Annotated in this window: 22 protein-coding genes; 5 read left to right on the top strand and 17 right to left on the bottom strand. The window is 71.5% G+C overall.

The window, feature by feature from the left end:
• Window positions 1-4: 4 nt before the first annotated feature.
• From ACWEVP_RS10245 to ACWEVP_RS10235, 3 genes are all read left to right on the top strand, one after another.
• Window positions 5-1,321: a glutamate-1-semialdehyde 2,1-aminomutase gene (locus ACWEVP_RS10245; RefSeq protein ID WP_452062267.1), complete on the top strand. Its 1,317-nt coding sequence runs from the start codon at window positions 5-7 to the stop codon at window positions 1,319-1,321.
• A 153-nt stretch (window positions 1,322-1,474) separates the two neighbouring features.
• On the top strand, window positions 1,475-2,956 hold the full coding sequence (locus ACWEVP_RS10240) for a right-handed parallel beta-helix repeat-containing protein (RefSeq protein ID WP_452062266.1): 1,482 nt from the start codon (window positions 1,475-1,477) through the stop codon (window positions 2,954-2,956).
• Window positions 2,957-3,123: 167 nt separating this feature from the next.
• Window positions 3,124-3,738, top strand: a complete 615-nt coding sequence (locus ACWEVP_RS10235; protein ID WP_452062265.1) for an HAD family hydrolase — start codon at window positions 3,124-3,126, stop codon at window positions 3,736-3,738.
• On the opposite strand, the gene ACWEVP_RS10230 is transcribed toward ACWEVP_RS10235, so the two are convergent.
• From ACWEVP_RS10230 to ddaH, 16 genes are all read right to left on the bottom strand, one after another.
• On the bottom strand, window positions 3,725-4,339 hold the full coding sequence (locus ACWEVP_RS10230) for a maleylpyruvate isomerase family mycothiol-dependent enzyme (protein WP_452062264.1): 615 nt from the start codon (window positions 4,337-4,339) through the stop codon (window positions 3,725-3,727). The two genes, ACWEVP_RS10235 and ACWEVP_RS10230, sit on opposite strands and share 14 nt — an antisense overlap.
• A gap of 549 nt (window positions 4,340-4,888) precedes the next feature.
• Complete coding sequence (locus ACWEVP_RS10225; protein WP_452062263.1) at window positions 4,889-5,536, bottom strand: phosphatase PAP2 family protein; 648 nt, start codon at window positions 5,534-5,536, stop codon at window positions 4,889-4,891.
• Window positions 5,533-6,708, bottom strand: coding sequence for a glycosyltransferase (locus tag ACWEVP_RS10220; protein WP_452062262.1), 1,176 nt, complete (start codon window positions 6,706-6,708; stop codon window positions 5,533-5,535). Before ACWEVP_RS10220 ends, ACWEVP_RS10225 begins: the two co-directional genes overlap by 4 nt.
• Window positions 6,705-7,958, bottom strand: coding sequence for an O-antigen ligase domain-containing protein (locus ACWEVP_RS10215; protein ID WP_452062261.1), 1,254 nt, complete (start codon window positions 7,956-7,958; stop codon window positions 6,705-6,707). Before ACWEVP_RS10215 ends, ACWEVP_RS10220 begins: the two co-directional genes overlap by 4 nt.
• Window position 7,959: 1 nt before the next feature.
• Entirely contained in the window at window positions 7,960-9,483 is a 1,524-nt protein-coding gene (locus tag ACWEVP_RS10210; RefSeq protein WP_452062260.1) for a right-handed parallel beta-helix repeat-containing protein, read from the bottom strand.
• Window positions 9,484-9,492: 9 nt separating this feature from the next.
• A complete protein-coding gene (locus ACWEVP_RS10205; protein ID WP_452062476.1) occupies window positions 9,493-11,439 on the bottom strand; it encodes an alginate lyase family protein in 1,947 nt (648 codons plus the stop codon).
• Window positions 11,440-11,584: 145 nt separating this feature from the next.
• Window positions 11,585-13,762, bottom strand: a complete 2,178-nt coding sequence (locus ACWEVP_RS10200) for a bi-domain-containing oxidoreductase (protein ID WP_452062259.1) — start codon at window positions 13,760-13,762, stop codon at window positions 11,585-11,587.
• Window positions 13,759-15,669 (bottom strand): asparagine synthase (glutamine-hydrolyzing), encoded by a 1,911-nt coding sequence (asnB, locus tag ACWEVP_RS10195; protein ID WP_452062258.1) that lies wholly within the window; start codon window positions 15,667-15,669, stop codon window positions 13,759-13,761. The genes ACWEVP_RS10200 and asnB overlap by 4 nt, the downstream gene beginning before the upstream one ends.
• 34 nt (window positions 15,670-15,703) lie before the next feature.
• Entirely contained in the window at window positions 15,704-17,464 is a 1,761-nt protein-coding gene (locus ACWEVP_RS10190; RefSeq protein WP_452062257.1) for a Wzz/FepE/Etk N-terminal domain-containing protein, read from the bottom strand.
• A complete protein-coding gene (locus ACWEVP_RS10185; RefSeq protein WP_452062256.1) occupies window positions 17,461-18,819 on the bottom strand; it encodes an exopolysaccharide biosynthesis protein in 1,359 nt (452 codons plus the stop codon). Before ACWEVP_RS10185 ends, ACWEVP_RS10190 begins: the two co-directional genes overlap by 4 nt.
• Before the next feature lie 111 nt (window positions 18,820-18,930).
• Window positions 18,931-20,112 carry a glycosyltransferase family 4 protein gene (locus ACWEVP_RS10180; protein WP_452062255.1) on the bottom strand — a complete coding sequence of 394 codons (1,182 nt, stop codon included), beginning with the start codon at window positions 20,110-20,112 and terminating at the stop codon, window positions 18,931-18,933.
• Window positions 20,102-21,418: a nucleotide sugar dehydrogenase gene (locus ACWEVP_RS10175; RefSeq protein ID WP_452062254.1), complete on the bottom strand. Its 1,317-nt coding sequence runs from the start codon at window positions 21,416-21,418 to the stop codon at window positions 20,102-20,104. The genes ACWEVP_RS10180 and ACWEVP_RS10175 overlap by 11 nt, the downstream gene beginning before the upstream one ends.
• 185 nt (window positions 21,419-21,603) lie before the next feature.
• Window positions 21,604-21,867 carry a helix-hairpin-helix domain-containing protein gene (locus tag ACWEVP_RS10170; RefSeq protein WP_452062253.1) on the bottom strand — a complete coding sequence of 88 codons (264 nt, stop codon included), beginning with the start codon at window positions 21,865-21,867 and terminating at the stop codon, window positions 21,604-21,606.
• Window positions 21,868-21,933: 66 nt separating this feature from the next.
• On the bottom strand, window positions 21,934-22,632 hold the full coding sequence (locus ACWEVP_RS10165) for a glycoside hydrolase family 75 protein (protein ID WP_452062252.1): 699 nt from the start codon (window positions 22,630-22,632) through the stop codon (window positions 21,934-21,936).
• A gap of 193 nt (window positions 22,633-22,825) precedes the next feature.
• A complete protein-coding gene (locus ACWEVP_RS10160; RefSeq protein ID WP_452062251.1) occupies window positions 22,826-23,476 on the bottom strand; it encodes a polysaccharide deacetylase family protein in 651 nt (216 codons plus the stop codon).
• Between the two features lie 81 nt (window positions 23,477-23,557).
• Complete coding sequence (gene ddaH / locus ACWEVP_RS10155; RefSeq protein WP_452062250.1) at window positions 23,558-24,385, bottom strand: dimethylargininase; 828 nt, start codon at window positions 24,383-24,385, stop codon at window positions 23,558-23,560.
• An 83-nt stretch (window positions 24,386-24,468) separates the two neighbouring features.
• Between ddaH and ACWEVP_RS10150 the strand changes: the two genes are divergently transcribed.
• Complete coding sequence (locus ACWEVP_RS10150) at window positions 24,469-24,915, top strand: Lrp/AsnC family transcriptional regulator (protein WP_155548792.1); 447 nt, start codon at window positions 24,469-24,471, stop codon at window positions 24,913-24,915.
• 185 nt (window positions 24,916-25,100) lie between these two features.
• Here ACWEVP_RS10150 and ACWEVP_RS10145 read toward each other — a convergent pair whose 3' ends face one another.
• Window positions 25,101-25,469, bottom strand: a complete 369-nt coding sequence (locus ACWEVP_RS10145; RefSeq protein ID WP_452062249.1) for a hypothetical protein — start codon at window positions 25,467-25,469, stop codon at window positions 25,101-25,103.
• 22 nt (window positions 25,470-25,491) lie between these two features.
• Between ACWEVP_RS10145 and ACWEVP_RS10140 the strand changes: the two genes are divergently transcribed.
• Complete coding sequence (locus ACWEVP_RS10140) at window positions 25,492-26,244, top strand: enoyl-CoA hydratase (RefSeq protein ID WP_452062248.1); 753 nt, start codon at window positions 25,492-25,494, stop codon at window positions 26,242-26,244.
• Window positions 26,245-26,256 lie beyond the last annotated feature (12 nt).

Here is a 26,256-nt window from a genome sequence, read left to right as displayed (position 1 = left end):
CGACATGGGAACGAACTTGCCCCGCTCCACGCAGGCGAACGAGCGGCTGCACCGGGTCGTCCCGGGTGGTGCGCACACTTACGCCAAGGGCTCGGACCAGTATCCCGAAGGGATGGCCCCGGTCATCTCCCACGGCCTCGGCGGCCACGTCTGGGACGTCGACGGCAACGACTACATCGAGTACGGCGCCGGGCTGAGAGCGGTCAGCCTCGGCCACGCCCACCCGCGGGTGCTCGAAGCGGTCCGGGCCGAGCTCGGCAAGGGCAGCAACTTCATCCGCCCGTCGATCATCGAGGCCGAGGCCGCCGAGCGGTTCCTCGAGAACGTGCCGACGGCCGACATGGTGAAGTTCACCAAGAACGGCTCGGACGCGACGACGGCCGCGGTCCGCCTGGCCCGCGCGGCCACTGGTCGCCGGCTCGTCGCCAAGTGCGCCGACCACGCGTTCTTCTCGACCGACGACTGGTTCATCGGCACGACGGCGATGAACGCGGGCATCCCGGACGAGACGACGGAAGCGGTCGTGTCCTTCCCGTACGGCGACCTGCGCGCCGCGGAGGAGCTGCTGCAGCGCCACGAGGGCGAGATCGCGTGCATGATCCTGGAGGCCGCGGCGGCGGTGGAGCCGCCGCCGGGGTACCTGCAGGGGCTGCGCGAGCTCACCACCCGCCACGGCGTCGTGCTGGTCTTCGACGAGATGATCACCGGCTTCCGCTGGTCCGCCCACGGCGCCCAGGGCCTCTATGGCGTCACGCCCGACCTTTCGACGTTCGGCAAAGCCCTCGGCAACGGCTTCGCGGTGTCCGCGCTCGCCGGCAAGCGGGAGCTGATGGAGCTCGGCGGGCTGCGCACCGACCGCGAGCGGGTGTTCCTGCTCTCGACGACGCACGGCGCGGAGACCCACTCGCTGGCGGCCGCGATCGCGGTGATGGACGTCTACCGCGACGAGGACGTGATCGGCCGCATGCACGCCCTCGGCGACCGGCTCGCCACCGGCGTCCGCCAGGTGGCGGCCGGGATCGGCGTGGAGGACCACGTGGTGGTCCGCGGCCGGGCGAGCAACCTGGTCTTCGGCACGCTGGACGAGCAGGGCAAGCCGTCCCAGCCGTACCGCACGCTGTTCCTGCGCGAGCTGATCAGCGGTGGGGTCCTCGGACCGTCGTTCGTGGTCAGCGCGGCGCTGACGGAGGCCGACATCGACAAGACGATCGACGTGGTCGCGCAGGCCTGCACGGTGTACCGGAAGGCGCTCGACGCCAACGACCCGGCACCGTGGATGGGCGGCCGGCCGGTGCGGCCGGTGTTCCGCAAGTTCGCTTGATCCCCCGGCCGGCCGGGGAGCGCTTCCCGGCCGGCCGGCTGGTCCGCTGCCGAGTGGCGTCCCCCGGCCGGACGGGCCGGATTCACTCCTTGGGTCCGATGAGGACACTCCAGGGTGACTGTTTTCCGGCCCGATCGTCCGTAACTTCCTGCCATGGGCAGATCTCGTGCGGTTCTCGTCGCCGCTTGCTCGTTCCTGATCGCCGTGGCCTGCCCGGTGGTCGCGCGGGCCACCGACGGGCCCGGGCCGGTGTGCGACCACCAGCCCGCGGAGCACGAGGAAGCGCCTCCCGGGGCCGTCTCCGTCGATCCGGGCGTCGACGGAGACCTCTCGGCCAAGACAGCCGCGAACCCGCCCGGCACCACGTTCTGGCTCCGCCCCGGCACCCACACGCTCGGGACCGACGAGTTCGGCCAGGTCGTCCCGAAGGACGGCGACGTCTACCTCGGCGCCCCGGGCGCGGTCGTCGACGGCCGCGGGGTCAACCGCGCCGCCTTCACCCAGCGCGCCCGCGACGTCGAGCTCCTCGGGCTCACCATCCGCGGGTTCGCCGCGCTCCAGGACCAGGGCGTGGTGAACCACGACTCCGGCGACGGCTGGCTCATCGAGAACACGACCATCGAGGACAACGCGGGCGCGGGCCTGATGGCCGGCGCGCGCCAGGTCGTCCGGCACACCTGCCTGCGGAACAACGGCCAGTACGGGCTGAACGCCTACCAGGCGGGCGACCGCATCACCGGGCTCGTGCTGGAGGGCAACGAAATCACCGGCAACAACACCGGCGACTGGGAGGCCAAGGTGCCGGGCTGCGGGTGCAGCGGCGGCGCCAAGTTCTGGGCCGTGCGCGGCGCCGACATCACCGGCAACTGGGTGCACGGCAACCACGGCGCCGGTCTCTGGGCCGACACGAACAACAACGACTTCCTCGTCGAGGACAACCTCTTCGAAGCCAACGACGCCGAAGCGCTGTTCTACGAGACCAGCTACAACCTGGTGCTGCGCGGCAACACGTTCCGCGGCAACACCCTCGTGCAGGGCCGCGCGTTCGCCTCGCGCGGCGACGGCTTCCCGGTGGCGACGGTGTACCTGTCGGAGTCGGGCGGCGAGCCGCGCGTGGCCGCGCGGACGTCGTCGATCGACATCAGCGGGAACACCTTCGAGGACAACTGGGCCGGGATCACGGTGTGGGAGAACGCCGACCGCTTCTGCAACAGCCCGGCGAACACCTCCACCGGCTATTGCACCGAGACGGCCGCCAAGTCGTCGTGCGTCGCCGGCACGATCGAGAAACCACCGGCGTACGACGACTGCCGCTGGAAGTCCCAGCGCGTGGAAGTGCACGGGAACACCTTCCGGTTCGATCCCGCGCGGGTCGGGTGCGCCGGCCTCTGCGGGCGGATGGCCCTGCTGTCGAACTACGGGACCTTCCCGGACTGGTCCCCCTACAAGGGAACCGTCGTCGAAGAGGCGATCACCTTCCGCCAGGGCAACCGGTGGCACGGCAACTCCTATGCCGGGCCGTGGACCTTCGTCGTGCATGACACCTCCAAGACGGTCGACGCTGCGGGCTGGCGGGCGGAGCCCTACTCGCAGGACGAGTGTTCTTCGTTCGACGGCGGGACCGCCGGCTGCTGATCGAGAGCTTGCCGCGAGGGTCCGACACTTTTCGCCGCGGCCCGCGCCGCCGATCGCGGTTTTCCCTGGTGGCAAAGGGAAAAATCGCGAACGGAGGATTTCGGACAGCGCACACATCACCCGTTCCAGCGATGGCGTTCGCACGCATGTTCGGTACCGTCGAAGACATGCCCACCATCCCCGCACCCCTCCACCGCGACGCGATCGACGTCGTCCTGTTCGACGCGATGGGCGTCCTCTACTCACCCGCCGACGACGTCGGCGAGCTGCTCGTGCCCTACCTCCGCAGCCACGGCTGCGCCTTGCTCCGGGAGGAAATCGCCCAGCTGTACCAGGAATGCAGCCTCGGCAAGATGTCCTCCGCGGACTTCTGGGCGATGTCCGGCGCATCCGGCGCGTCGGACGAGGAGTACTGCCGGAACCACCGCCTGACCGAAGGCGTGGTCGCGCTCCTCGCCGAACTCGACGCCACCGGAGTGCGGCTCGGCTGCCTGAGCAACGACGTCAGCGCGTGGTCGAAACTCCTGCGCGAACGGTTCGGCCTCGGCGAGTACCTGACCGACTGGTTCATCAGCGGCGACACCGGCGTGCGCAAGCCGGCCCCCGAGGCGTTCACGATCCTGTGCCGCCGCTTGGACGTGGTGCCGGACCGGGTCCTCCTCATCGACGACCGCGAGGAGAACGTCGCGGCGGCGCGATCGACCGGGCTGCAGGCCTTGCGGTACGGCACGGATCGACTGTCCACAATGGATCAGCTGCGAAAGGAACTCAGACCGTGGTGAACCGCGCACTCGGCCGGCCCCGAAGACGGCCGGCCGGCAGCCGCCGGTTGCAGAGGACCAGGAGCAGATCCTGGGCCAGGCCGGTGACCGGAGTCCCGGTGCCGAACGACCAGTCGAGGTCGTCGGCGCGCAAGCAGACGCCGGCCAGGTCCGTCCCGAAGTACTTCACCTGCTTCGGCTTGGTTCCACCGAGGACGATTTCGAGCCGCTCCAAGGGCACGCGGCGGTCCAGCCCGAGTGCGGTGGTGATGTCGAGACCGTGGATCACGTCGTGGCTGAGAGCGCCCGCCGGCCCACCGCCGGGTGGCTGCCACGGATGGTCGGCGTTGTCCCGCAGCGAGGCGATCAAGGCGTCCCGCGACAGCTCGGCGGCTCCCTGGCGGGCCGCGCGGTCCGCCATCCGGTTGAAGCGCCCGCCGGACTTCACCAGCTCACGCACGAACCGGCCGGTCGAGAACCGGAAGGGCATGGTCACGTGGGCGACGACTTCGGGAACCCGCCAGCCGGCGCAGAGGGTCGGCGACGTCCATTCGGCCGCCGACAGGTCACCGAGCAGCGCGGCCAGCTCCCGCCGCTCGGCGGCGATCAGATCACGGATCACGGGTCTCTCCTTCGCGAGTAGGTCACCCCACCGACGAACGGGCCCGCCCAGGACCGACACCCGACACCAACCGACCGGCCCGCGGCAGGTCACTCGGCTCCGGCCGCGGCCTGGCGGGGCGATCCCGGACCCGTCAGGTCGAGCCGCTGGCGGCCACTCGCTTCCCACCGGATTCGGCCGACCGGGCGTTCGCTCCCTCAGCCCGCCGGTCCCCTCCGGGGATAGCGCGGCGCTCGCCTCTCCGCCGCGCAGCACGCCAGTCCCCCTCCGGATAACGCGGCGCCCGCCACCCCCGCCGGCCAGCTCCAGACAGCCCGGCCGCCCGCCACTCCACCGCGCAGCACGCCCGCCCCCTCCAGACAGCCCGGCCGCCCGCCACGCCACCGCGCAGCACCCGGTCGCCTCCGGATAGCGCGGCGCCCGCCACGCCACCGCGCAGCACACCCGCCCCCCACCAGACAGCCCGGCCGCCCGCCACCCCGCCGCGCAGCACGCCCGCCTCCTCCGGATAACGCGGCGCTCACCAAACTCTCCCCCGCGTCCTCCGCGTCAGAGCCGATCGGCCACCCGGTCCACCAACCAGCCCGTCACCGGAACCGCGGCCAGCGCCGCGCAAAACCCGCCCACGGCGTCCGTCGGGTAGTGCGCCCCGAGCGCCACCTCGGCCCACCCCATCGCCACCCCGGCGAGCAGCGCCAGCCCCAGGACCAAGACCACCCCGGCGGCCCGCCCCAGCCCCAGCCGGTCCACCAGCAGCAACCCGATCACCAACGCCAGCGCGGTGGCCAAAGCCGTGTGCCCGCTCGGATAAGAAAGGAACTCGCCATGGATCGTGCGGCCCACGATCGGCTTCAGCACCGTCGTCACCGCCACCGTGACCACCACGCCGAGCACCGTCAACACCGCCGCCCGGAGCCGGTGGACCAGGAAACACACCGCCGCGAGCAGCGCGACCAGGACCGTCGACCCCACCGGCTCGCCACCGAAGTCGATGACCAGCGCCGCGTACCGCCACGGCGGCTGCACTCCGTCGATCGAGGGGAGCACCGCCGCGTCGAGCCCGGTCAAACCCGAGTCGTGGAAGTGGAGGATGCCGAGCGCCACCATGACCGCCGTCGCCAAGGCGGCCGTCATCGCCAGGGGGGCGCGCAACGCGGCCGGCAGGGCCGCGGGCGCCGTCCGGACCTGCTGCCTCACCCGTGCGCCTCGATCGCGGCCTCGTATCCCGCGAGCAACCGGTCGAGCCCCACCTCCGGGGTGAAGTCCTTCTCGTACCGGACGCGGGCCGCGTCGCCCATCTCGCCGTTGCGGTCACCGACCACCGCGCGGAGCCGGTCCGCCAGCGACGCGTCGTCGTTCGGCGTGTGCAGGAGGCCGGTCACGCCGTCGTCCACCAGCTCCGGGAAGGCGCCGTGGGCCGCCGCGACCGTGGGGACTCCCGCGGCCATCGCCTCGACCACCACCAGCCCGAACGCCTCGAGCCACGTCGACGGCGCCACCACCGCCACCGCGTCCGCCGTCAGGGCCCGGCATTCCGCCTTGTTCTGCAGGCCGACGTACGACACATCCGCACGGCCGGCCGCCCACGTCGCGACCTCGTCCTGCATCGGGCCGGTGCCGGCGATGACCAGCGGCACGCCCAGGGCGCCGCCGAGCCGGTCCCACGCCCGCATCAACAGCCCGACCCCCTTCTCCTCGGTGACGCGGCCGAGAAACAGCACGTGCTTGCCGTCCCCGGCGCGACGGACTCCGGGGTCGGTGACGAAGTTGTGCTTCACCGCCATCCGCTCGCCGGGCATGCCGGCCGACACCAGGAGGTCACGTTGGGCCGCCGAAATGCAGAAGAACCGCGAAACGCCCGTCCACCACCGGCGGCGGTTCGCGGCCGTGCTCGCCGCCATCGGGAGCGTCGCCACGCGCGAACCGCGGTAGCAACCGTGCTGCACCGCCGGCAGCGGCAGGCCGCCGACGCAGTCGGTGCAGATGCGGCCATCGCGGTGGAGCGTGCCGGGCGGGCAGACCATCCCGTAGTTGTGCAGCGTCGCGACCGCCGGCACCCCCGCGTCCGCGCAGGCCGCTACCACTGACGGCGACAGCAGCGGGAACGTGTTGTGGATGTGCACGACGTCCGGGCGCGACGCGCGCAGCCGGGCGGCGAGCTCCTTGCGCACCGCCGGGTTCCACGGCACGGTCAGCGGCACCGCGGCCTTGCGGACCGTCGGCATCGAGGCGATGTCGTCGCTGCGGCGTTCGAACAGCGACACCTGGTGCCCGCCCTCGGCGAGCAGGGTCACCTCGGCGTCGACGACGTTGTTCTCGCCGCTCGGCTGCTCGGACCGGTACCGGTTGTGCACCACGAGCACCTTCACGTGCCTGTCCCCTTCGCCGGGATGAATGCTTGTTCGTCGGACTGCGGCACCCCGCGGACCAGCAGCGACGCGGCCACGGCCAGGTGCAGCAGGTATGGCGACGCGTCGCCGAGACCGGCTTCGGTGTAGGAGGCCGAAATGCAGTAGGTGATCAGGAAGATCGCGCACGCGCGAGCCAGCGACGGCGGCCGCAGCACGGCCACCACCGCCAACGTGAGGAGGAACCCCGCCACCAGCGCGATCCCGACGAAACCCTGCTCGTGGTAGATCGCGAGCCAGCTGTTGTCGATCGGGAGGCCGTCGTAGGACTTGTCCGTCAGCCCGACCCCGAAGATGTACTCCGCCGTGGATCTCGGGGCCTCCAGCAGCGCGTCCCACACCTTCGCGCGGCCGGTCAGGCTGGAGAAGTTGTCCGCGCTCTGCCCGCGCAGGAACCACGTCTGCAGCGCGCCCGCCAGCACGACGCCGGCGACCCCGCCGACGCCGACCGTCCACGCGAACACCTTCCGCGCACGGGCGCTGGTGAGCAGCATCGACAGGAAGGCCACGACCAGCCCGGCGATCAGGCCGAGCGTCGCCGTGCGGGTGTGCGTGAGCATCAGCAGCCCCACCACCGGCACCACGATGAACACCGCGCTGCGCCACGTCGTGCGGCGCCCGAACCAGAGGAGGAGCGTGAGCCCGGAGATGACCGCCGCGTACTGGCCGATCTGCGGCGGGGTCAGCGGCCAGATCGCTCCCGAAAGCCGGCCGCCGTAGATGTCGGGCATCGCGTTGCCCGGGGAGATCACGAGGCCGATCGCCACCGACGCGAGCACGATGCCGTAGGTCCGGATGTGGTAGCGGACGAAGCTGAACCCGCCGTCCCACCAGCGGGTCAGCAACCAGAGCGTGGAGACGAACACCGTGAGCCGGAAGCACCGGAACAGCGCGCCGGCGCCCTCCTTGAGGTCGATGCTGGCGAGGATGCTCGTTCCCAGCAGCAATGTCAGGAGGAGCAGGTACGCGCTCGGCCGGATCCGCAGGTGCTTGTTCAGCACCAGCGCGATCACGAAGGCCGTCATCAGCGACCCCATGGTCACCAGCTGGCTGACCGACCGCGGGAGCGGGATGACCGTCTTCGCGCCGGTCGAGCCGAGAGTGTTGAGGATCAGCAGCGCCCACGCCAGGCCCGCCCACTTCGGCGTCGCCGAGGCGGGTTCGGCCGCGGCCTCGCCGCGGATGCCCGCGATGCCGGTGTGCGCCGTCATGTCAGCCCCCGCCCTGCGCGGTGAACGTGCTGCCGGTGTCCTGCGAGTACGGCGAGCCTTCCCACTCGCCGATCTCGAGGATGCGGTCGGTGGTGTAGGCGATGAACGTCCACGGGCCGGCGTAGCTGTTGTCGTGCCAGCGGTTGTCCTGCTTGTAGGTGATCGCCTCCTGGACGAGGTCGCCCTTGTACGGCGACCAGTCCGGGTAGCTGCCGAAGTTCGACAGCAGGCCCATCCGCCCGCACGAGGCCTGGCAGCCGACGACGGCCGGGTCGAGGACGAACTTGTTGTCGTGGATGTCGACGTGCTGGGTCTTCCAGCGGCAGTCGCTCAGCAGCGGCCCCCTCGCGATGGCCGGGTCCGCGCACTGCTTCACGTTCGGGACCAGCCGGGTGCAGTCGCCGGAGGAGGTGTTCGCCGGGCTGTTGCAGTAGCGGTCGGCGTTCTCCCACAGCGTGATCCCGGACCAGTTGTTCTCCAGGTAGTTGCGGGAGATCTCGATCTTCGCCGTGCGCGCCTTGATCCGCGGCTCGCCGCCGGACTCGGAGATGTAGACGGCGGCGGTGGGGAAGTTGTCGCCCTTGTCGGCGTAGCGGCGGCCGTCGACCCAGTTGTTCTTGCGGATCGTGTTGTCGCGGATGACGGCGTTGTAGCTGATCTCGTAGATGAGCGCGGCGCTGTCGTTGTTTTCGATGAGGTTGCCCTCGATGAGGAAGTCGTTGTTGTTCGTGTCGGCCCACAGCCCGGTGCCGTGGTTGTCGTGCACCCAGTTGCCGCGCACGTCGGCGCCGTTGACGTCCCAGAACTTGACGCCGCCGGTGCAGCCGCAGCCGTCGATCTTCGCTTCCCAGTTCCCGGTGTTGTTGCCGGCGATCTCGTTGCCCTCGACGACCAGCGCGGTGATCGGCGTGCTGCCGGAGAAGGCGTTCATCCCGTACTGGCCGTTGCGGCGCAGGCAGTTGCCGCGCACCTGCTGGCGCGCGCCCGCCATCAGGCCGGCGCCGTCGTTGTCCTGGATGGTCGAGTGCTCGATCACCCAGCCGTCGCCGGAGTCGTGGTTGACCACGCCCTCGTCGCGCGGCGCCGCGAAGCCCTGCACGGTCAGGTAGGTGAGCTTGACGTTCGCCCCGTGGCCGGTGAACGCGTACTGGTTGATCTTGCGGCCGTCGACGACCGCGCCGGGGGCGCCGACGTAGACGTCGCCGTCCTTGGGCGACACCTGGTCGTACTTGTCGTCGCCGAGGATGTGCTTGCCCGGCTTGAGCCAGAACGTCGTGCCCGAGCCGGCCGCCCGCGTCTTCGTGGCGAGGTCGCCCGGCACCGCCGGGTCGACGACGACCGCGCCCGGCGGCGCCGCGGCCGGGCCGGCCGGCTCCTTGTCGCACACCGCGGCGACCGACCCGCTGGGAGCCGGGGTCGCCTGCGCCGGGCCCTCGGTGTCGGGCCCGCTCGAGCACGCCGCGACCGTGAGGAGGACGCCGAGCAGCGGAGCGGCGCGGCGGAGTCGGAGGCGGCGGGCTGTCACGGGCGGGTCCTAACTGAAGCGGAGCAGGGTCGTGAGGTGTCGGGGGGTGCCGGAGCCGACGAGCGTGGTCGAGGGCTCCTTCCGGCCGAAGCCCGCGGAGTACCAGCCGAGGGGTGGCTCGATCTCACCGCGGTGGGCGGTCCACGACAACTCGGGCGGCAGTTCCATGACCGCGGTGTGCACCGGGGCCACGGAACCCGTGGCGGCACCCTGCCAGCGCAGGTGGGCCACGTTCCCCTCGAGCCGCGCGGTGATCGCCGGGCCGAGGTGGAACGCCAGGCGCCCGGCCGGGCCGAGGTCGCCGAGCACTTCGTCGACGATCTTCAGCACGTCGCCGTCGAGCTCGACCGTGCGGCGGTGGACCGCGGGTGCGTAGCCGTCGTGGGCCGCCGTCCAGCGGGAGGGGCCGTCCGGCGGGGTCTCGACGGCCAGCACCTTCGTCACCGCGTGCCGCGTCCACAGGAAGGGGCCGCCGGACACCGACTGGTCGGTCCCGCCCAGTTCGAGGGTGTTGTGGCCGAGCGTCGAGCGGAAGTACGACCGCCACCGCGGCTCGCCGTGGTAGCAGAACGTGCCGGGGTCGGCGAGGACGTCGACGCCGTCGTGGCGGACCTCGACCGACAGCGCGTCCGCGTGGGCGTGGGCGGCGATCGACAGGAAGCCGTGCGGCCCGCCGTCGCAGCGGGCCCAGACGCGGCCCGACCGCAGGATCGTCATGCCCGCGTCCCGCAGGTGCGCGGGACGCCGGGCGGGCCGGACGCCCGAAACACGCGGTGTCCGGGAGACCAGCGAAGCCAGCAGCGGCATGCGGACGTCGTCGCCGGGCACGCGCGGCCACCACTCCAGGCGGCCGAACAGCGCCTCGCCGGTCGCCAGCAGCGACGCCCAGCGGTCGGTTTCGGTGCCGTCGACGATCAGGCCGAAGCCGTCGTCGGCGTCGCCCTGCCGCGGCGGATGGACCTTGGTGTCCACAATGGACGCGAGGGCGTCGGTCATGCGGAGCAGGACGTCCCACGTCGAGTCCGGCACCGGCGTGCCCGCCGCGTCGGCCTCCACCGCCGCCGCGAGGCCGAGCTCCAGCACCAGGCCGTGGTACTCGGACGCCAGTTCGGCGTTCAGTCCCGAGGGGAAGGTGTTGCGGGCCAGCTGGACGTCGAGCGACCGCATCGCCTCGGCCCGCCAGCCCGCCGACTCCGGGAACCAGCCGAACGCACACGCCGCGGCGAGCAGCCCGGCGTCCTCGGCGATGACGTGGTTGTTGGCCGACGAGCCGTGGCTGCGCAGGGTCGCCAGCCAGTTCTGGTGGTGCCAGAGCTGGAGGTGGAAGTCCGGGTTGTCCTCGAACAGCTCGCCGACGCCGTCCCAGTTGTCGAGCAGGCGGCGGGTCCAGACCCAGGACAGGAGCCGGATGCCCAGCTCGATGCCGCTGATCCAGTGCGGGCCGCGCAACGGCGGGTTCGCCGCCCACCACGAGCGCAGGTGCGCGGCCACGCGGTCCGCGTAGACGGCGGAGCCGGTCAAGGCGAAGGCCGCGGCCAGCACGGTCAGGTGCTGGTGGCGCGACGGTTCCCAGATCTGCTTGATGTCGCCGACGGTGTCTTCCGAGCGGTACGGCACGTCGAAGGCGTACGGCGCCGAGGGTGCGCTGCGGCCGGTCTTCGGGTCGAGGAACCAGTCCGGCGCGGCCAGGTCGTCCCGGACGACGCCGAAGTACTCGGAGCGGCCGGCCAGCAGCTCGTCGGCGGTGGCCAGCAGCCGCTTGACCGCCTCGCCCGACACGGTGTCCAAGGCGCCGGCCGGCAGCACGGCGGTGAAGCGCGGGTGCGCGGGCCAGTCGGGCGGGGCCGGCAGCGCGGTCCGCCACTGCCGCTGGACGAGGGCGTGCCGAGCACGGCCGACGACCTCCGCCGGCCCCATCCGGGAAAGCCGGCGCAGGTACCAGCCGGGACCCATCATGGCCGCGCACCTGCCTCCGGCACGGGCGGTGCCGCGCTCGGCGTGGCCGGGCGCAGCACCGAGCCGCTGCTCGTCGAGGCGGGCGGCTTCCCCGGCAAGGACGCGGCCGCGCACCCCGCCGTCAGCCTGCTTGGGGCGACGCTTCTCATGCCGGGGCACCCGCCTTGGCCGGCAGCTCGATCCGGACCGGAGCCGCGTTCGCGGCGCTCGTCTGGGCCGCCAGCGTCGCCAGTGTCGTCGCCGCCAGCGAAGCCACCGAGATCGGCATCGGCCCGCCGGAGCGCACCGCCTCCAGGAACGCGTTCACCTCCGCGGCCTGGCCCTTGTCACGGCCCTTGGGAATCCGCGAACTCGCCCACTTCTTGCGCGAGTACACCGATGCGCGCACGAAGTCGTCGAACTTCAGGACCTTGCCGTCCGCCGTGAGGTCGAGGGTCTCCTTCGGGAAGCCCGACGAGCCCGTCTCGGCGTACGTGATGACCGCCGTCGAGCCGTCCGGGTAGCCCAGGGTCACCTGGAGGTCTCCCGTCGCGTACACCGAGACCGGGTCGGCGTCGAGGAGCCAGCTCACCGTGTCGATGAAGTGCCCGCCCTCGCCGGCGAAGCGGGACCCCTCGGAGTCGGTCTGGTTGTACCAGCTGCCGTGGTCGAGGCGGCCGGCGTTGACCAGGTAGCGCACGCTGGCCGGGCCGACGCGCGGGCCGAACTGCGCACGGGCCTCGTGCAGCAGCGGCGCGAACCGGCGGTTGAAGCCGACCTGGAGCCGGTCGTTGCCGGACTCCTCGATGGCGTCCAGGACCTTCTGCAGCTCTTCGGGCGACAGCGCCAGGGGCTTCTCGACGAACACCGTCTTGCCCGCCAGCAGCGCCTGCCGGGTCAGCTCGGCGTGCGAGCTGTGCCGCGTCACCACGAACACCGCGTCGATCGAGGAGTCGCCGAGGACGTCGTCGACATTGGTCGACGCCGCCGCGAAGCCGAACTTGCGGCGAGCGTTGGCGCCGGACAGGGCCGACGTCGTCGCGACGTGCTTGAGCTGCACGTCCGCGCGCTCGACCAGGTGCGGCAGCAGCATCGACGACGCGTAGTTCCCCGCCCCGACGAAGCCCAGCCGCACCGGCTGCCCGGCCGGCAGAGCCGCGGCGGAAGACGAAGCCACCGCGACCCGCGCGGACGTGACCACGGGCTCGGTCCGGGCGACCCCGTCCGGGTAGCGGAACAGCACCGCCACGGCCTTCAACGCGCCCTCGTTCAGCGACTGGTACGTCGAGACGGCGTCGGAGAAGTCCGAGACGTGCGTGATCAGCGGCTCGACGTCGAGGCGGTCGCGCGCGATCAGGTCCAGCACGCATTCGAGGTTGCGGCGCTCGGTCCAGCGGACCTGGCCGATCGGGTAGTCGCGCCCCTCCAGCTCGTAGGAGGGGTCGTAGCGGCCCGGGCCGTACGAGCGCGAGAACCGGACGTCCAGTTCCTTCTCGTAGTAGGCGTTCCACGGCAGGTCGAGCTTGCACTTGCCGATGTCGATCACCCGGCCGCGGTCGCGCGACAGCTTCGCCGCCAGCTCCACCGGGTCGTTCGTGTTGCCGCCCGCGGCGAGGTACGTCTGGTCGACGCCCGCGCCGTGGGTCAGCTCGTCCACCGCGGTGTCGACGATGCCGGACGCCGGGTGCGCGCAGGTCAGGGCGCCGAGGCTCTCGGCGAGCTTGCAGCGTTCCGGGTCGGGGTCGACGCCGACCACGCGCACGCCGGACGACGCCAGCAGCTGGACGACCAGCTGGCCGATCAGGCCGAGGCCGATGACCAGCGCGACGTCGCCGATCTGCGGCTCGCCGCGGCGGACGCCCTGCATGGCGATCGATCCGACGGTGCCGAACGCGGCGTGCCGCGGGTCGACGCCGGCGGGCACCGGCGAGTAGAGGTTCTTGGGCACCCAGTTCAGCTCGGCGTGCAGCGCGTGCTCGTTGCCCGCGCAGGCCACCAGGTCACCGACCTTCACGTCGGTGATGCCTTCGCCGACCTGCTCGACGATGCCGCACAGCGAGTAGCCGAGCGGGGTGTAGGAGTCCAGTTTGGACGTCACCTTGCGGTAGGTCGCCGAGAGGCCGTTCGTGGCGACGCTCTGCATCACCTTCGCCACCTGGTCCGGGCGGGCCTTCGCCTTGCCCACCAGGGACATGCTGGCCTCGGACACCTTCATCATCTCGGTGCCGGTCGAGATCAGCGAGTACACCGTCCGCACCAGCACGCCACCCGGCTTGCAGGCGGGCTCGGGGACCTCGAGGAGCGCCAGTTCCCCGCTCTTGTAGTTCTGGACTACCTGCTTCACTTCGCTCCCGCTCCAGACATCGCGTTCCGGTACCAGTACTCAAGGGTCAAGACGTGCCAGAGGTGCTTGCCGCGGTCTTCCTGGCCGGCGGCGTCCTCGGCGACCATGCGCTGCAACGCCTCCCGTTGCAGGAAACCCGACGAAACGAGCACGCCGTCGTTGACGACTTCGCGCACCAACGGCGCCAGGTCGCGGCTCATCCACGCCCGCAGCGGCGCGCTGAACAGGCCCTTCGGCCGGTGCACGATCTCGCCGGGCAGGATGTTCTCAGCGGCCTTCTTCAGCGCGACCTTTCCGGCGCGGCCGACGATCTTCTTGTTCCCCGGGATCTTGAACGCCGCCCGCACGACCTCGACGTCGACGAACGGCGTCCGCACCTCGGTGGACGCCGCCATCGTCGAACGGTCGGTGTAGGTCAGGTTCAGCCCGGGCAGGAACAGCCGCGAGTCGGCCAGGCACATGCGGTTGACGAAGTCGTCCAGCGCCTGGTCGTGGTAGGTGTCCGCGTGCTCGGTCAGGACGTCGTCGACGACCGGCGCGAGGTCCGGGTTCACCAGGTCGAGCAGCTCCGCGCGGTCGTACATCGTGTAGCTGCGCCGGAACGCCGTCTCCTCGGGCAGGCCCGCGAAGGACAGGAACCGCTTGGCGAACCGCACCGACCGGTACCCGCGCTTGGCCGACGCCACCGGCAGCCGGTCCACAATGGACTCCACCGGCCTGCGGACCGCGCCCGGCACCTTGTGGTAGCGCAGCGCGATCAGGTTCGCGAGGTGCTTGCGGTAGCCGGCGAACAGCTCGTCGGCGCCCATCCCGGACAGCATCACCTTGACACCGGCGTCGCGCGCGGCCGTGCAGATCAGGAACGAGTTGATCGCCGCCGGGTCGCCGATCGGCTCGTCGAGGTGGTAGGTCATCTTCGGCAGCAGGTCGAGCACCTGCGGCGCGATCTCGATCTCGTGGAGGTCGACGCCGAACTGCTGCGCCACGATCCGGGCGTACTTGAGGTCGTCCGGCATGGCCTCGAACTTGGCGTCCTCGGCGCGGAAGCCGATGGTGTAAGCCGAAATCCCGGGCCGCGAACGCGCGGCCAGCGCCGTCAGGTAGCTGGAGTCCAGGCCACCCGAAAGGAACGTCGCCACCGGGACGTCCGAGATGAGGTGCTTGGCGGTCGACTCGGCGATCACGGCGTGCAGGTCGACCTCGCCGTCGAAGGCCGCGCCCTCTTCGGCGACCTCCCGCAGCGACCAGAACCGGCCGCGGTCGACCTGGCCGTCCGGGCGGCAGCGCAGCCACGTGCCCGGCGGCAGCTTCTCCGCGCCCTGGTAGGCGCACCGGCTGTCGGGCACCCAGTAGTAGAGCAGCGACGCGATCAGCGCCCCGCTGTCGACCTGCAGCGACCCGCCGAGCTCACCGGCAAGGGCTTTCAGTTCGGACGCGAAGGCGACTCCGCCGCCGCGCTGGACGAAGAACAGCGGCTTGATGCCCAGCTGGTCGCGGACCAGGAACAGCTCGCCGGTGCCCTCCTCGAACATGGCGAAGGCGAACATCCCGCGCAGCTTGGGCAGGCAGTCGGTGCCCCAGCGCCGCCACGCCTGCAGCAGCACCTCGGTGTCGGACGTCCCGCGGAACCGGACGCCCGCGGATTCGAGCTCGGCCCGCAGCTCGGGTGCGTTGTACAGCTCGCCGTTGTAGCTCAACGCCAGGCCGTCGAGGACCATCGGCTGCGCTCCGGTCTCGGTCAGGTCGACGATCGAGAGCCGCCGGTGGCCCAGGTGGACGGACCCGCCGCCGACCGCGTGGTCGTACCGGCCGGAGCCGTCCGGCCCGCGGTGGGCCAGCGTCTTGGTCAGCCGGTCGGTGAGCGGCCCGCCGTCCGGCCAGAGGTAGGTGCCTGCGATGCCGCACATCTCGAGCGGTTCCCCTTCATTCGCGGCGCGGTGGTCAGGAGACCTCCGCGCTCTTCTCTGACTCGAGCCCGGCGTTCAGTTCGCCTTTGTGCGTCGGTTCGCCGTGGTCGCGCTTGAACGGCGTCGGCCGCTTCGGGGGCTTGACCGGGGCGAACTTCTTCGTCGGCGCGTCCAGGTGGTCGACGCTGACCTTCCCCGGCTCCGGCAGCGGCGCGGCGGGCGGTTTGGCCAGTGCGGGCGGGACGACCGGCCGGACCGGCGCGATCCGGCGCGTCGGCGGCTCGGCGACCGCGACGCGCTCGGCGATCCGCGCGGCCAGTTCGTCCATGCGGTCCTCGTTCTCGACGACGGAGACGCGGTGCACCGACGGCGCCGACTTCGCGCGGCCGCGCAGGGCCGTGTGCAGGCCGTCCCACAGCGTGCCGTCGGACTTGTCGCGCGGGTCCGGGTCGACCAGCACCACGCCGACGATCGGGATCTGCTGGTCGGCGAGCTGCCGGGCCACCGTGTGCAGCCACAGCGTGTTCGCGTGCCCGGCCTTGACGACCAGCACGGTCTCCTTGCCGAGGTGCTCCAGGTCGGTCCACGCGGTGCCCGGCGACACCGTGCCGACACCGACCCGGCGCTCGTCCGGCTCGGCGGCGGGGTCACCGGCGCCGACGACGGCGACCTCGCTCTTCGTCTCGGTGACGAGCTTGCGGACGTCCTCGTTCGGCAGGTCGTCGAGGACGCTCGCCGTGCCGTCGGCGGCCAGCTCCTCGGCGATGTCGAGGGCGAGCGCGGCGGCGACCTTGGGGGCGCCGAGCTCCAGCAGGGACACCTGGGGCTTGTCCTTCTTGATCGCGCGCACCAGCGTCGTGGCGACGCGCTTGCGTTCGGACACCGCGCGGGAGCGCCGCCACAGGCGAGCCGGACCGCGGGGCTTCGACGGCAGCTGGGCCAGCACGGACGCGCCGAGGTGCGTGGAGATCTCGCGGCGCAGCACCGGCCGGTCGCGCGAGACCGCGCCGACGGCGGCGAACGCGAGCCCCACGGCCAGGCCGAGCGCGAAGCCGATGCCCGCGTTGGTCGCGGTGGTCTTGAGGAACGCCTTGGGCAGCGCGCGCGGCGCGTCGACGATCTGGGTGCCCGCGGCGACCTGCGGGCTGCCGATGCCGGCCTGCTGGGCGCGGGAGTCGAAGTCGGAGATCTGCGACGCGAGCGCCGCGCGGCGGCCGTAGAGGCCTTCGAGGGTGCTGGCGTTGGCGTTGCGGCCCTTGCCGGTCTCGTCGGCGATCTGCTGGTCGACCTTGGTCAGCTCGTCCTGGGCGTTCTTCCGCTGGTCGAGGATGGCCTTGGACTGCGCGGCCGCGGCGGCCTGGCTGCGCTGGACGTGGTCGGCGATGAACACGTCGGCCAGCGCCTGCGCCTGCGCCACGGCCTCTTCGGTGCTCTTGGCCTTGACGGTGATCTGCATGACGTTGTTCGTCAGGCCCAGCCCGGCGTAGTTCTTCATGAACTCTTCGGGCGACTCGGTGCTGCCGAGCTTCTTCAACGCGCCCTCGGCGATCTTGGTCGTCGAGAGCACGGCGACGTCGGTGCGCATCAGCGTGCCGCTGTCGGTCGGCGAGTCGTCCTGGTGGACCACGATCACCTTGGTGACCGCGGTCGGCGGGGCCGGGAGCACGACCGCCACCGCGGCTCCGGCGATCAGCCCGAGCAGGGCCGTGGCCAGCCACAGGCGCTTGCGGCGGCGGATGGCGACGAAGAGGCGCTGGAGGTCGACCAGCGGCGCGGTTTCGGAGGTAGTCGTCACGCCGAACCTGCCAGGGCTTTCTCGGGGGCTTCCGCCGCGGGTCCGGGTTCCGCCGGCACCGCGGGCCGGACGGGATGGGTGAGGACGGCACCGACGACCTCCTGGCCGGCGTCGGCGCAGGCCTCGGCGAGCCGCACGAGCTCCCACGCGGTGCGGGAACCGGCGCTGAGCACCACCAGGACCCCCGACTCGCGGCCGGCGTCCGGCACGGTCGGGCGGTCCGCGGTGAACTCGAAGGTCCGCAGCGGCACCGACAGCCGGTCGGCCAGCTCGGCGAGCTGGCCGGCGGCCAGCTTGCCGGTCTCGTCGTCGGCGGCCACGAGCAGCAGGACGTCGGCGGGTCCGGTGGCCAGCCGGGCCAGCACGCGGCGGTAGCGGATGTCGCGGTTGACCTCGTCGGCCGACGTCGCGATCGGCGGCAGCACCCAGGGCCGGTCGCTGCCCAGCAGCCGCCGCACCTTGCCGAGGAAACCGGTCGCCGGGAGGCGGTCGCCCTCCGGGGTCGTGACGTCGACGCCGGCGAGGATCGGCGAGCCGAGCGCCGAGGCGATCTCCGGCTCGCCGCGCAGCCGCCGGTCGGCGCGGGCGGTGAAGAGGTGGCCGATGACGCCGACGAGGAAGAACAGCACCGCGCCGCCCGCGACCAGCTGCACCAGCGTCGGGGCGGCCGGCCCGGTCGGGCGCTCGGACGGCCCGAGCACGACGGTGTTGCCGATGCCGGTCGCGAGGTCGGCCTGGTTGAGGTCGTTGATGGCCTGCTCCAGCGACGTCCGCAGCCCTTCGAGCTGCGTGCGGACCTGGACGCTTTCGACGGTCAGGTCGCCGCCGACGCCCTTGGCGATGTCGCTGATCTTCTCGGTGGTCAGCTTGACCTGGTTGCGCAGCGACTCGCGCTGCTCCTGGGCCAGCTGCACCGAGGCGTCCGCGGAGTTGCTGGCCAGCTGCGTCGAGTACTTGACGAACTGCTGCGCGACCTGGTCGGCGAGCTGCTGGGCGTGCTCGGCGGTGTCGGCCGAGACGGTGATCGTCACGACGTTGCCGTTCGCCACGGACGTGGTGACCTGCTTCTTCAGGTCGGCGCCGTCCGGGTGCCAGGCCAGCTGCGCGGCGGCGCGGTCGAGCACGACCGAGCTGGTCGCGACCTCGGCCTGCGTCAGCAGCTCGTCCGCCTGCCGCGGTCCCTGCAGCAGCACGCTCGACGTCGTCTTGTAGCCGGGCGAAAGCAGCAGCGAAGCGCCCGCGCCCACCAGCGCTCCCAGGACGGCGAGGGCGGCCAGCAGCCGCCATCGCCGTTTCAGAACCTGCCCGACCAGGGCCAGGCGCACCGTGTCGTCAGTCAACGGCGGTATCTCCATTCCTGAGCCGGGTACGCCGAACGGATCTGTAGTCGATCGGCCGGTTACCCGAACCGTCGTCGGACCGGGAGCTTTGGTTACACGTCCGGTGACTTCTTGACCTAACGGCGATCAGGACTTCACAGCGTGCTCATACGCGGCGAGCAGGTTCTTGGCCGAGTTCTCCCACGAGAGCGCGCCGGCGACCCTGGCTTGCCCCAGCTTGCCCATCCGGACCCGCTCCTCCGGGTCGTCGAGCAGTTGCGAAACGAGCTTCGCGAACGCCGACTCGTCGTTGGCCGGGGCGTAGACCGCCGCGTCGCCGGCGGAGACGCGCGCCTCGCGCAGCTCGAACGAGACGATCGGCTTGCTCATCGCCATGTACTCCATGACCTTGTTCATCGTGGAGACGTCGTTGAGCGGGTTCAGCGGGTCCGGCGACAGGCAGACGTCGGCGGTGGACAGGTAGCGGACGAGGTCCTCGTCGGAGATCCGGCCGGTGAACTCGACCTGGTTGGCCAGCCCGAGCTTCGCCGACAGCGCGACCATGTCGTCGAAGGCGTCGCCGGAGCCGACGAACACCGCGTGCCAGTCGGTGCGCCCGACTTCGTCACGCAGCTTCGCGAGCGCGCGCAGGGCGTAGTCGACGCCGTCCTGCGGGCCCATCACGCCGAGGTAGGCCAGCAGATGCGGCTTGCCCTTCTTCAGCTCGGGCTCGGCCGGGACCTCGTGGAACCGCTCGACGACCGGGGCGCTGCGCACCACGAAGACGTCCTCGGGCTTCTTGCCGCCGCGGATCCGGGCGACCTCCTGGTAACTTTCGTTCGTCGAGATCACGACGTCGGCCGCGCGGTAGGTGGCGCGTTCGAGCGCGCAGACCCCGCGGTAGAGCAGGTCCTGCCCGCGGTCGAACCGCGAAAGGTAGAGCTCCGGGCACAGGTCGTGCTGGTCGAAGATGAACCGCGCGCCCTGGCGCTTGAGCACCTTCGCGACCAGGTACAGCAGGTCCGGCGGGTTGCAGGCGTGCACGACGTCGACCGGGCCGACCTTCCGCGCCAGCCGCAGCGTGTGCCACAGCGCGCTGCCGTACTCCTGGAGGTAGCCCGCGGGGCCGCCGGTCGCCGCCTTCAGCGGGTAGCGGTGGATGTGGACGCCGTCGACGACGGCTTCGGCCTCGGTGTCGCGTTTCGTGCCCTGCGGGCAGATCACGTGGACTTCCCACCCGGCGTCGCGCAGGGTCGTGGACTCCTGCCACACACGCCGGTCGAAGGGGACGGAGAGGTTTTCGACGAGGATGAGCGCTTTACCAGGCAAGGCCGGCGTATCCCTCTTCAAGGCGACGCTCGGCGGCGTCGGGCAGGCGGACGAGGTCGACGAGCACCCGGTCGCCACCGTGCGGCAGCGCCGCCAGCACGTCCGGGTCCTTGGTGCCGACGAGCAGGACGTCGGCGTGGTCCATGACTTCTTCGACGGACGCGGCGAGCAGCTGGCCGAGGTGCGGCAGGCGCCCCTCGATGTACTCGCGGTTGGCGCCCATCAGCCGCGAGAGGCTGACGTTGGCGTCGTAGATCTTCAGGTCGTAGCCCTTGCCGAGCAGCTTCTCGGCCAGCTCGACCAGCGGCGACTCGCGCAGGTCGTCGGTGCCCGGCTTGAAGGAGAGGCCGAACAGCCCGACCTTGCGCTTGCCGGTGCGCGCGACCAGGTCGAACGCGCGCTGCAGGTGGTCGGCGTTGGACGCGAGGACGTGCGACAGAATCGGCACGCTGACGTCGTTGCGGTGCGCGGCGTAGACCAGCCCGCGCAGGTCCTTCGGCAGGCACGAGCCGCCGAACGCGAACCCGGGCTTGAGGTAGGCGGGGCTGATGTTGAGCTTGGTGTCGGCGAGGAAGACGTCGATCACCTGGTGCGAGTCGAGCCCGAGCGCCCGGCAGATCGCGCCGAGCTCGTTCGCGAACCCGATCTTCAGGCCGTGGAAGGAGTTGTCGGCGTACTTCGTCATCTCCGCGACCGGGATCGGCACGCGGAACACCGGGCCGGGCAGCCCCTCGTACAGCCCGGCGACGGCGTCCCCGCTGGCGGTGTCGATCTCGCCGATCACGGTCTTCGGCGGGTCGAAGAAGTCCCGGACGCTGGTGCCCTCGCGCAGGAACTCGGGGTTCACCGCGACCCCGAAGTCGACGCCCGCCGTGCGGCCCGAGGACTTCTCCAGGATCGGGATCAGCAGGTCCAGGCAGGTACCGGGCAGCATCGTGCTGCGGAAGACGACGGTGTGCCGCTCGGTCTTGTTCGCGATCGCCTCGCCGATCTCCTCGGCGACGCGCTCGAGGTAGACCGTCGAGAGGCTGCCGTTCGGCGCCGACGGCGTGCCGACGCAGACCAGCGAGATCTCGCTGTCGGCGACGGCTTCCGCGACGTCGGTCGTGGCTCTCAGCGCGCCGCTCGCGACGACTTCGGCGGTCAGCTCGCCGATGCGCTCCTCGACCACCGGGGCCTTGCCCTGGGTGATGAGATCGATCTTGACCGGGTTGACGTCCACGCCGACCACCCGGTGCCCTTGCCCCGCCAGGCACGCGGCGGAGACACAGCCGACGTAACCGAGCCCGAAGACACTGATCTTCACGCCAAAACCTCCGCTATTCCGCGCGACCCTCAAGTTGGTCGGCGGGGCCCCCTGGATCGTTACCGGGAGGGCGGCGAACGGGGTAATGCGTGAGACAGCCGTCAGGCGTAACGGTTTTCGCGTAAAAATCGGGTCTCGAATTGCATCTTGCACGTGGGTGATCAACCCGGTGGACGCGGTTCCGGTCAGCGGCTCCCGAGGAGGCGTTTCCGTTCCGGCGTGTAGGTCCACCACGGCCGCGGCGGCGCGCCGTCGGCTTGGTCGACGGCCGACATGAACGTGTCGAGGACGCAGGGGTCGTGCCGGACGCCGTCGAGCTCGCAGAGCCGTTCGTACAGCTCGACCGCGTCACGGCCGCACAGCTGGGCGGGCTCGGTGATGCCGAGACGCGCGAAGTCCCGGACCATCGCGGGTCCGATATTGGCGAGTTTCCGCAGTTCCTTGCTCATGTCCCCCAGCACAGCAGCCGGGGCCGGCCCGTGTCTTGAACGGATCGGCCCCGGTTCGGCCGTGCCTCAGTTGTTGTTCACGAACGTGGTGGCGAGGCTCTGGCCCTTGCTCACCGCGTTGGCGTGGTTCTCGATCGGGGAGACGGTCGAGTTCTTGAAGCAGATGTAGGTGACGCCGGAGTCGGTGCCGCCGTTGGACGGGTCGGGGTTGATGCCGAGGTCCTTCGCCGTCGCGTACGAGGCTTCCCCGATGATCTGCGTCGGGCCGGTGTCGCCGATGACCGCGTACTCCACCTTGCCGTTGTAGATCACGGCGCAGGAGCCGCCGCCCTTCAGCTGGGACGAGCTGTACTTCCAGATGCTGCTCGAGCTCGGCACGACGATGTAGGGCAGCTTCGCGGCGTTGAGCGGCTTGCCGTCGGACTGGTGGAACGCCGTGTCGTCCTGGTAGCAGCAGTCGGTGTCCTCGTTGCACTGCGAGGACCGCTGGCCGTCGCAGTCGATGTCCATGTCGGCCTTCCAGAAGACCGCGCCGTTCGCGTCGCAGACCGCGACGGTCTTGGCCGAGACGTCCTCGTCGGTCTTGTACTTGCCGTTGGAGATCTGCTTGCAGCTGTTCGTCTTCGCGAGCAGCTGGGCCGCGGTCGGGGCGGCCGCGGTGGTGGCGGGCGCGGCGGGGGCCGGCGCCTGCGCGGCGGACGCGAGCGCCGAGGGCATGACGGCCGCGGCGAGCGCCATGGTCGCGAGCAGGATCAGTTTCCGCATTCCTGGTGCTCCCTTTAGTTAGGAAACTTTCCTTACGGCGGCGAGGCGATCAGGATGCACCCGGACCGGGACACGTTCAAGACCCCGCGGTGCGGGAATTTCCCATCATGCGGCCGGTCTTGACGAAAACGCTGCTCACCGGGGGCGGGTCCGGAAAATTGGTCTGGACCGCGTCCCGATCATCGGGAAGGGGTCAGTCCCGCCGGAAGAGGCGGCCCGCCCAGGTGCCCCGCCGCCGGCCGGCCGCGAGCACGCCGTCGAGTGACTCGCTGTCGAGGTCGTGACGCAGCTCGGTGCGCGCCTGCAGCCAGCCGTCGCGGCTCGCCGCGCCGCCGCCGCTCGTGTAGACGCGCGTCGCGCCCGCCTGCCGCAACCGCGTCAGCACCCGGCGGTCGTAGGCACCGAACGGCAGCGAGTACCGCCGGACCGGGCGGCCGCACAGGTCGCCCAGGAGCTTCGGGGCCTCGGTCAGCTCGCGGCTCGCCTGGCGGTCGTCGAGGCGGCGCCAGTCGCGCGGCTCCCAGCCGTGGGAGCCGATCTCCATGCCGGCGCGCGCGAGCTCGCGCAGCCCGTCCCGGTCGAGGTAGCCGCGCTGCCCGAGGCGGCCGGCGAGCGGGAAGAACTCCGCCGTCAGCCCGCGGTCGACGAGCCGGGGCAGGGCGATCTCGACGTCGGACTCGTTGCCGTCGTCGAACGTGAGGTGGACGTCGTCGCGCTCGGCGACGGACTCGAGCACCTGCTCGAACTGCTCGACCGTCACCCAGCGCTCGTCCTCGCCGGGGTCGAGCTGCCGGGCCGGCCGGCCGATCCCGTGCAGGGCGAGGTTCACCGCCACCGCTTCCACCGCCTGCCACCGCGAGTAGTCGATTTGTTACTTCGATTAATCGCCGTGGCAAACGGGTGAGTTACAGGTTTTCGCCGGCAATTACCCTTTCCGGATTTCGAGCGTGCAGCACTTCGGGCCGCCGCCGGCTTTCCGCAGCTCAGAGATGTCGACGTAAACGGGCTCGTACCCCCGGCCCGCGAGAAGTTCACCCAATCGGGTGGCCTCGACCGGGAGAACGACATTGCGGCCGTCGGACACTCCGTTGAGGCCGAAGCACTCGGCGTCATCGCGGGTGGCGAGCACGGCGTCCGGGAACAGCCGCTCCAGCACGCGGCGTGAGCCCGCCGAGAACGCCTCGGGGTAGTAGACGATCTGCGCGCGCGTCGTGTCCGTCGCCTCGGCGAGCACGAACAACGCCGTGTCGAGGTGGTAGTAGCGCGGGTCGACCAGGTGCAGCGAGACGACCGGGACGCCCAGGACCTCCTGGGCCTCGGCGTGCGCGGCGGGGTCGGTGCGGAAGCCGGTGCCGGCGAGCAGCAGGGCGCCGGTCCAGGCGAAGTCGCCTTCGGCTTCGTTGATCTTCTCCGGCATGGTGATGTCGCGGTAGCCGTGCTCGACGAACCAGCGGCGGAAGTGCTCGGCCTCGGCGGCCCGCTGCGGCGCGCGGAACCGCGAGCCGAGGACGCGGCCGTCGACGACCGTGCCGGAGTTCGCGGCGAAGACCATGTCGGGCAGGCCCGGCTGGGCGTCGATCTCCTCGACGGTGTGGCCGAGGCGGCGGTAGGTGTCGCGCAGCTCGGTCCACTGCGCCATCGCGACCTCGGCGCTGACCGGCTGGGTCGGGTCCATCCAGGGGTTGATCACGTAGTCCACCGCGAAGTGACGCGGAGGGCACATCAGGTATCGACGGGTGGTCGGTACGCGCATCGCCTGCATGGTTGCAGGGTAAGGGGCGCCTAATATCGCAATCAATCGCTGTTCGCTGCGCGTATCTGTGCTATCTGTTGCGTGTGAACACCATCGACCAGCGAATCGTTTCGTGTCTCGTGGCGAACGCGCGATCAAGCTACGCGGAGATCGGCAAGGTGGTCGGTCTGTCCGCGCCGGCGGTGAAGCGGCGGGTCGACCGGCTGCTGGAAACGGGGATCCTGCGGGGCTTCACGGCGGTGGTCGACCCGGAGGCGCTGGGCTGGGGCACCGAGGCGTTCGTCGAGGTCACGTGCCAGGGCAACATCACGCCGGCGCGGATCCGGGCGCGGCTGGAGCCGCTGCCGGAGGTGGTGGCGGCCTACACGGTGTCCGGGGCGGCGGACGCGATCGTCCACCTGCGGGCGGCGGACATCCACCACTTGGAGACCGCGCTGGAGCGGCTGCGCGGGCTGGAGATCGTGGACCGGACGGTGTCGACGGTGGTGCTGTCGCGCCTGCTGGAACGGCCGCCGACGCCGGAGAGCTGAGGCCTCCGCCCCCCGTCTTCCAGCGTATCGGCGGGGTCCGACGGTTCCGGGCCGGTGCGCGGCCGGTACCGGCGGTTGTCCACACGCCCGGCGGCTTGTGGAGTACCAGCCGGCCCGGGCCGCCGGATCCGCGCGACTGTCGGCCCCCGCCGATACGCTGGCGACCGGGGGCCGGAGGCGCGCCCTCACCCCGCCAGCCCCCGCAGCACCAGCGGCGCCTCATCCGGGTGCAGCCGCAGCTCGGTCCGCCCGCCCGCCGCGTGGAACGTCACCGCCTGCCGGTCCACCGCCTGCATCGTCAACTCCCCCGGGTCGAACGCGACCGGTGAGCCGCCCGGGACCCGCCACGTCGCCGGCCCCTCGCCCACCGCGATCCAGCCACGCAGCTCGCGCCCGGCCGTCACGTCGTCGGAGCGCACCACGCACGGCACCGAAACCGGCTCACCACGCGCGAAAGCCGCGGCCCGGGCCCGGCGGCGGCGGGCGCCGAACAGTTCCGACATGTCGATCATCGTCAGCAGGTTGCCGACCAGCACCACCAGCAGTTCCCCCACACCCCACCAATACCCTGACCCGATGACCGACAGCATCGTCAGCGAGCACTCCGACGGCATCGCGCTGCTGACCGTCGACGCCCCCGGCAGCCGCAACGCGCTCACCCTCGACCTCTCCGCCCAGCTCGCCGCCGCCGTCGAAGCCGCGGAACGCGACCAGGACGTCCACGCCGTCGTCGTCACCGGTACCCCGCCCGCCTTCTGCGCCGGCGCCGACCTCACCGCGCTCGGCCGGGCCGACGAGACCGGCCTGCGCGCGATCTACGAAGGCTTCCTCGCCGTCGCCCGGTGCAGCCTGCCGACCATCGCCGCGGTCAACGGCGCCGCCGTCGGGGCCGGGCTCAACCTCGCGCTGGCCGCCGACGTCCGGCTGGCCGGGCCGCGCGCCAGGTTCGTCGCCCGGTTCCTCGAGCTCGGGCTGCACCCGGGCGGCGGGATGACGTGGATGACGCAGCGGCTGGCCGGCCCGCAGGTGGCCGCCGCGATGACGTTGTTCGGACAGCCGCTCGACGCCGAGGCGGCCGTGCGCGCCGGGCTCGCCCTGAAGGTGGCCGAGGACGTCGTGGCCGCCGCGAAGGAGCTCGCCGCTCCCGCGGTCGCCGCGCCGCGCGAAGCGCTGCTCGCCACCAAGCGCAGCCTGCGGACCACCGCCTCGCTGGCCGCGCACGCCGACGCCGTCGACGTCGAGATCCAGCCGCAGCTGGCGTCGCTGGCCTCACCGGAGTTCGCCGAGCGGCTGGCCGTCATCCAGGCGCGCATCCGGTCCCACCCCTGATCCCAGCAGGTG

It is taken from the genome of Amycolatopsis sp. NPDC003865 (assembly GCF_053605345.1).
The sequence above is the reverse complement of the archived record's forward strand: the minus strand, read 5'-3'. Positions and strand labels throughout refer to the sequence as shown.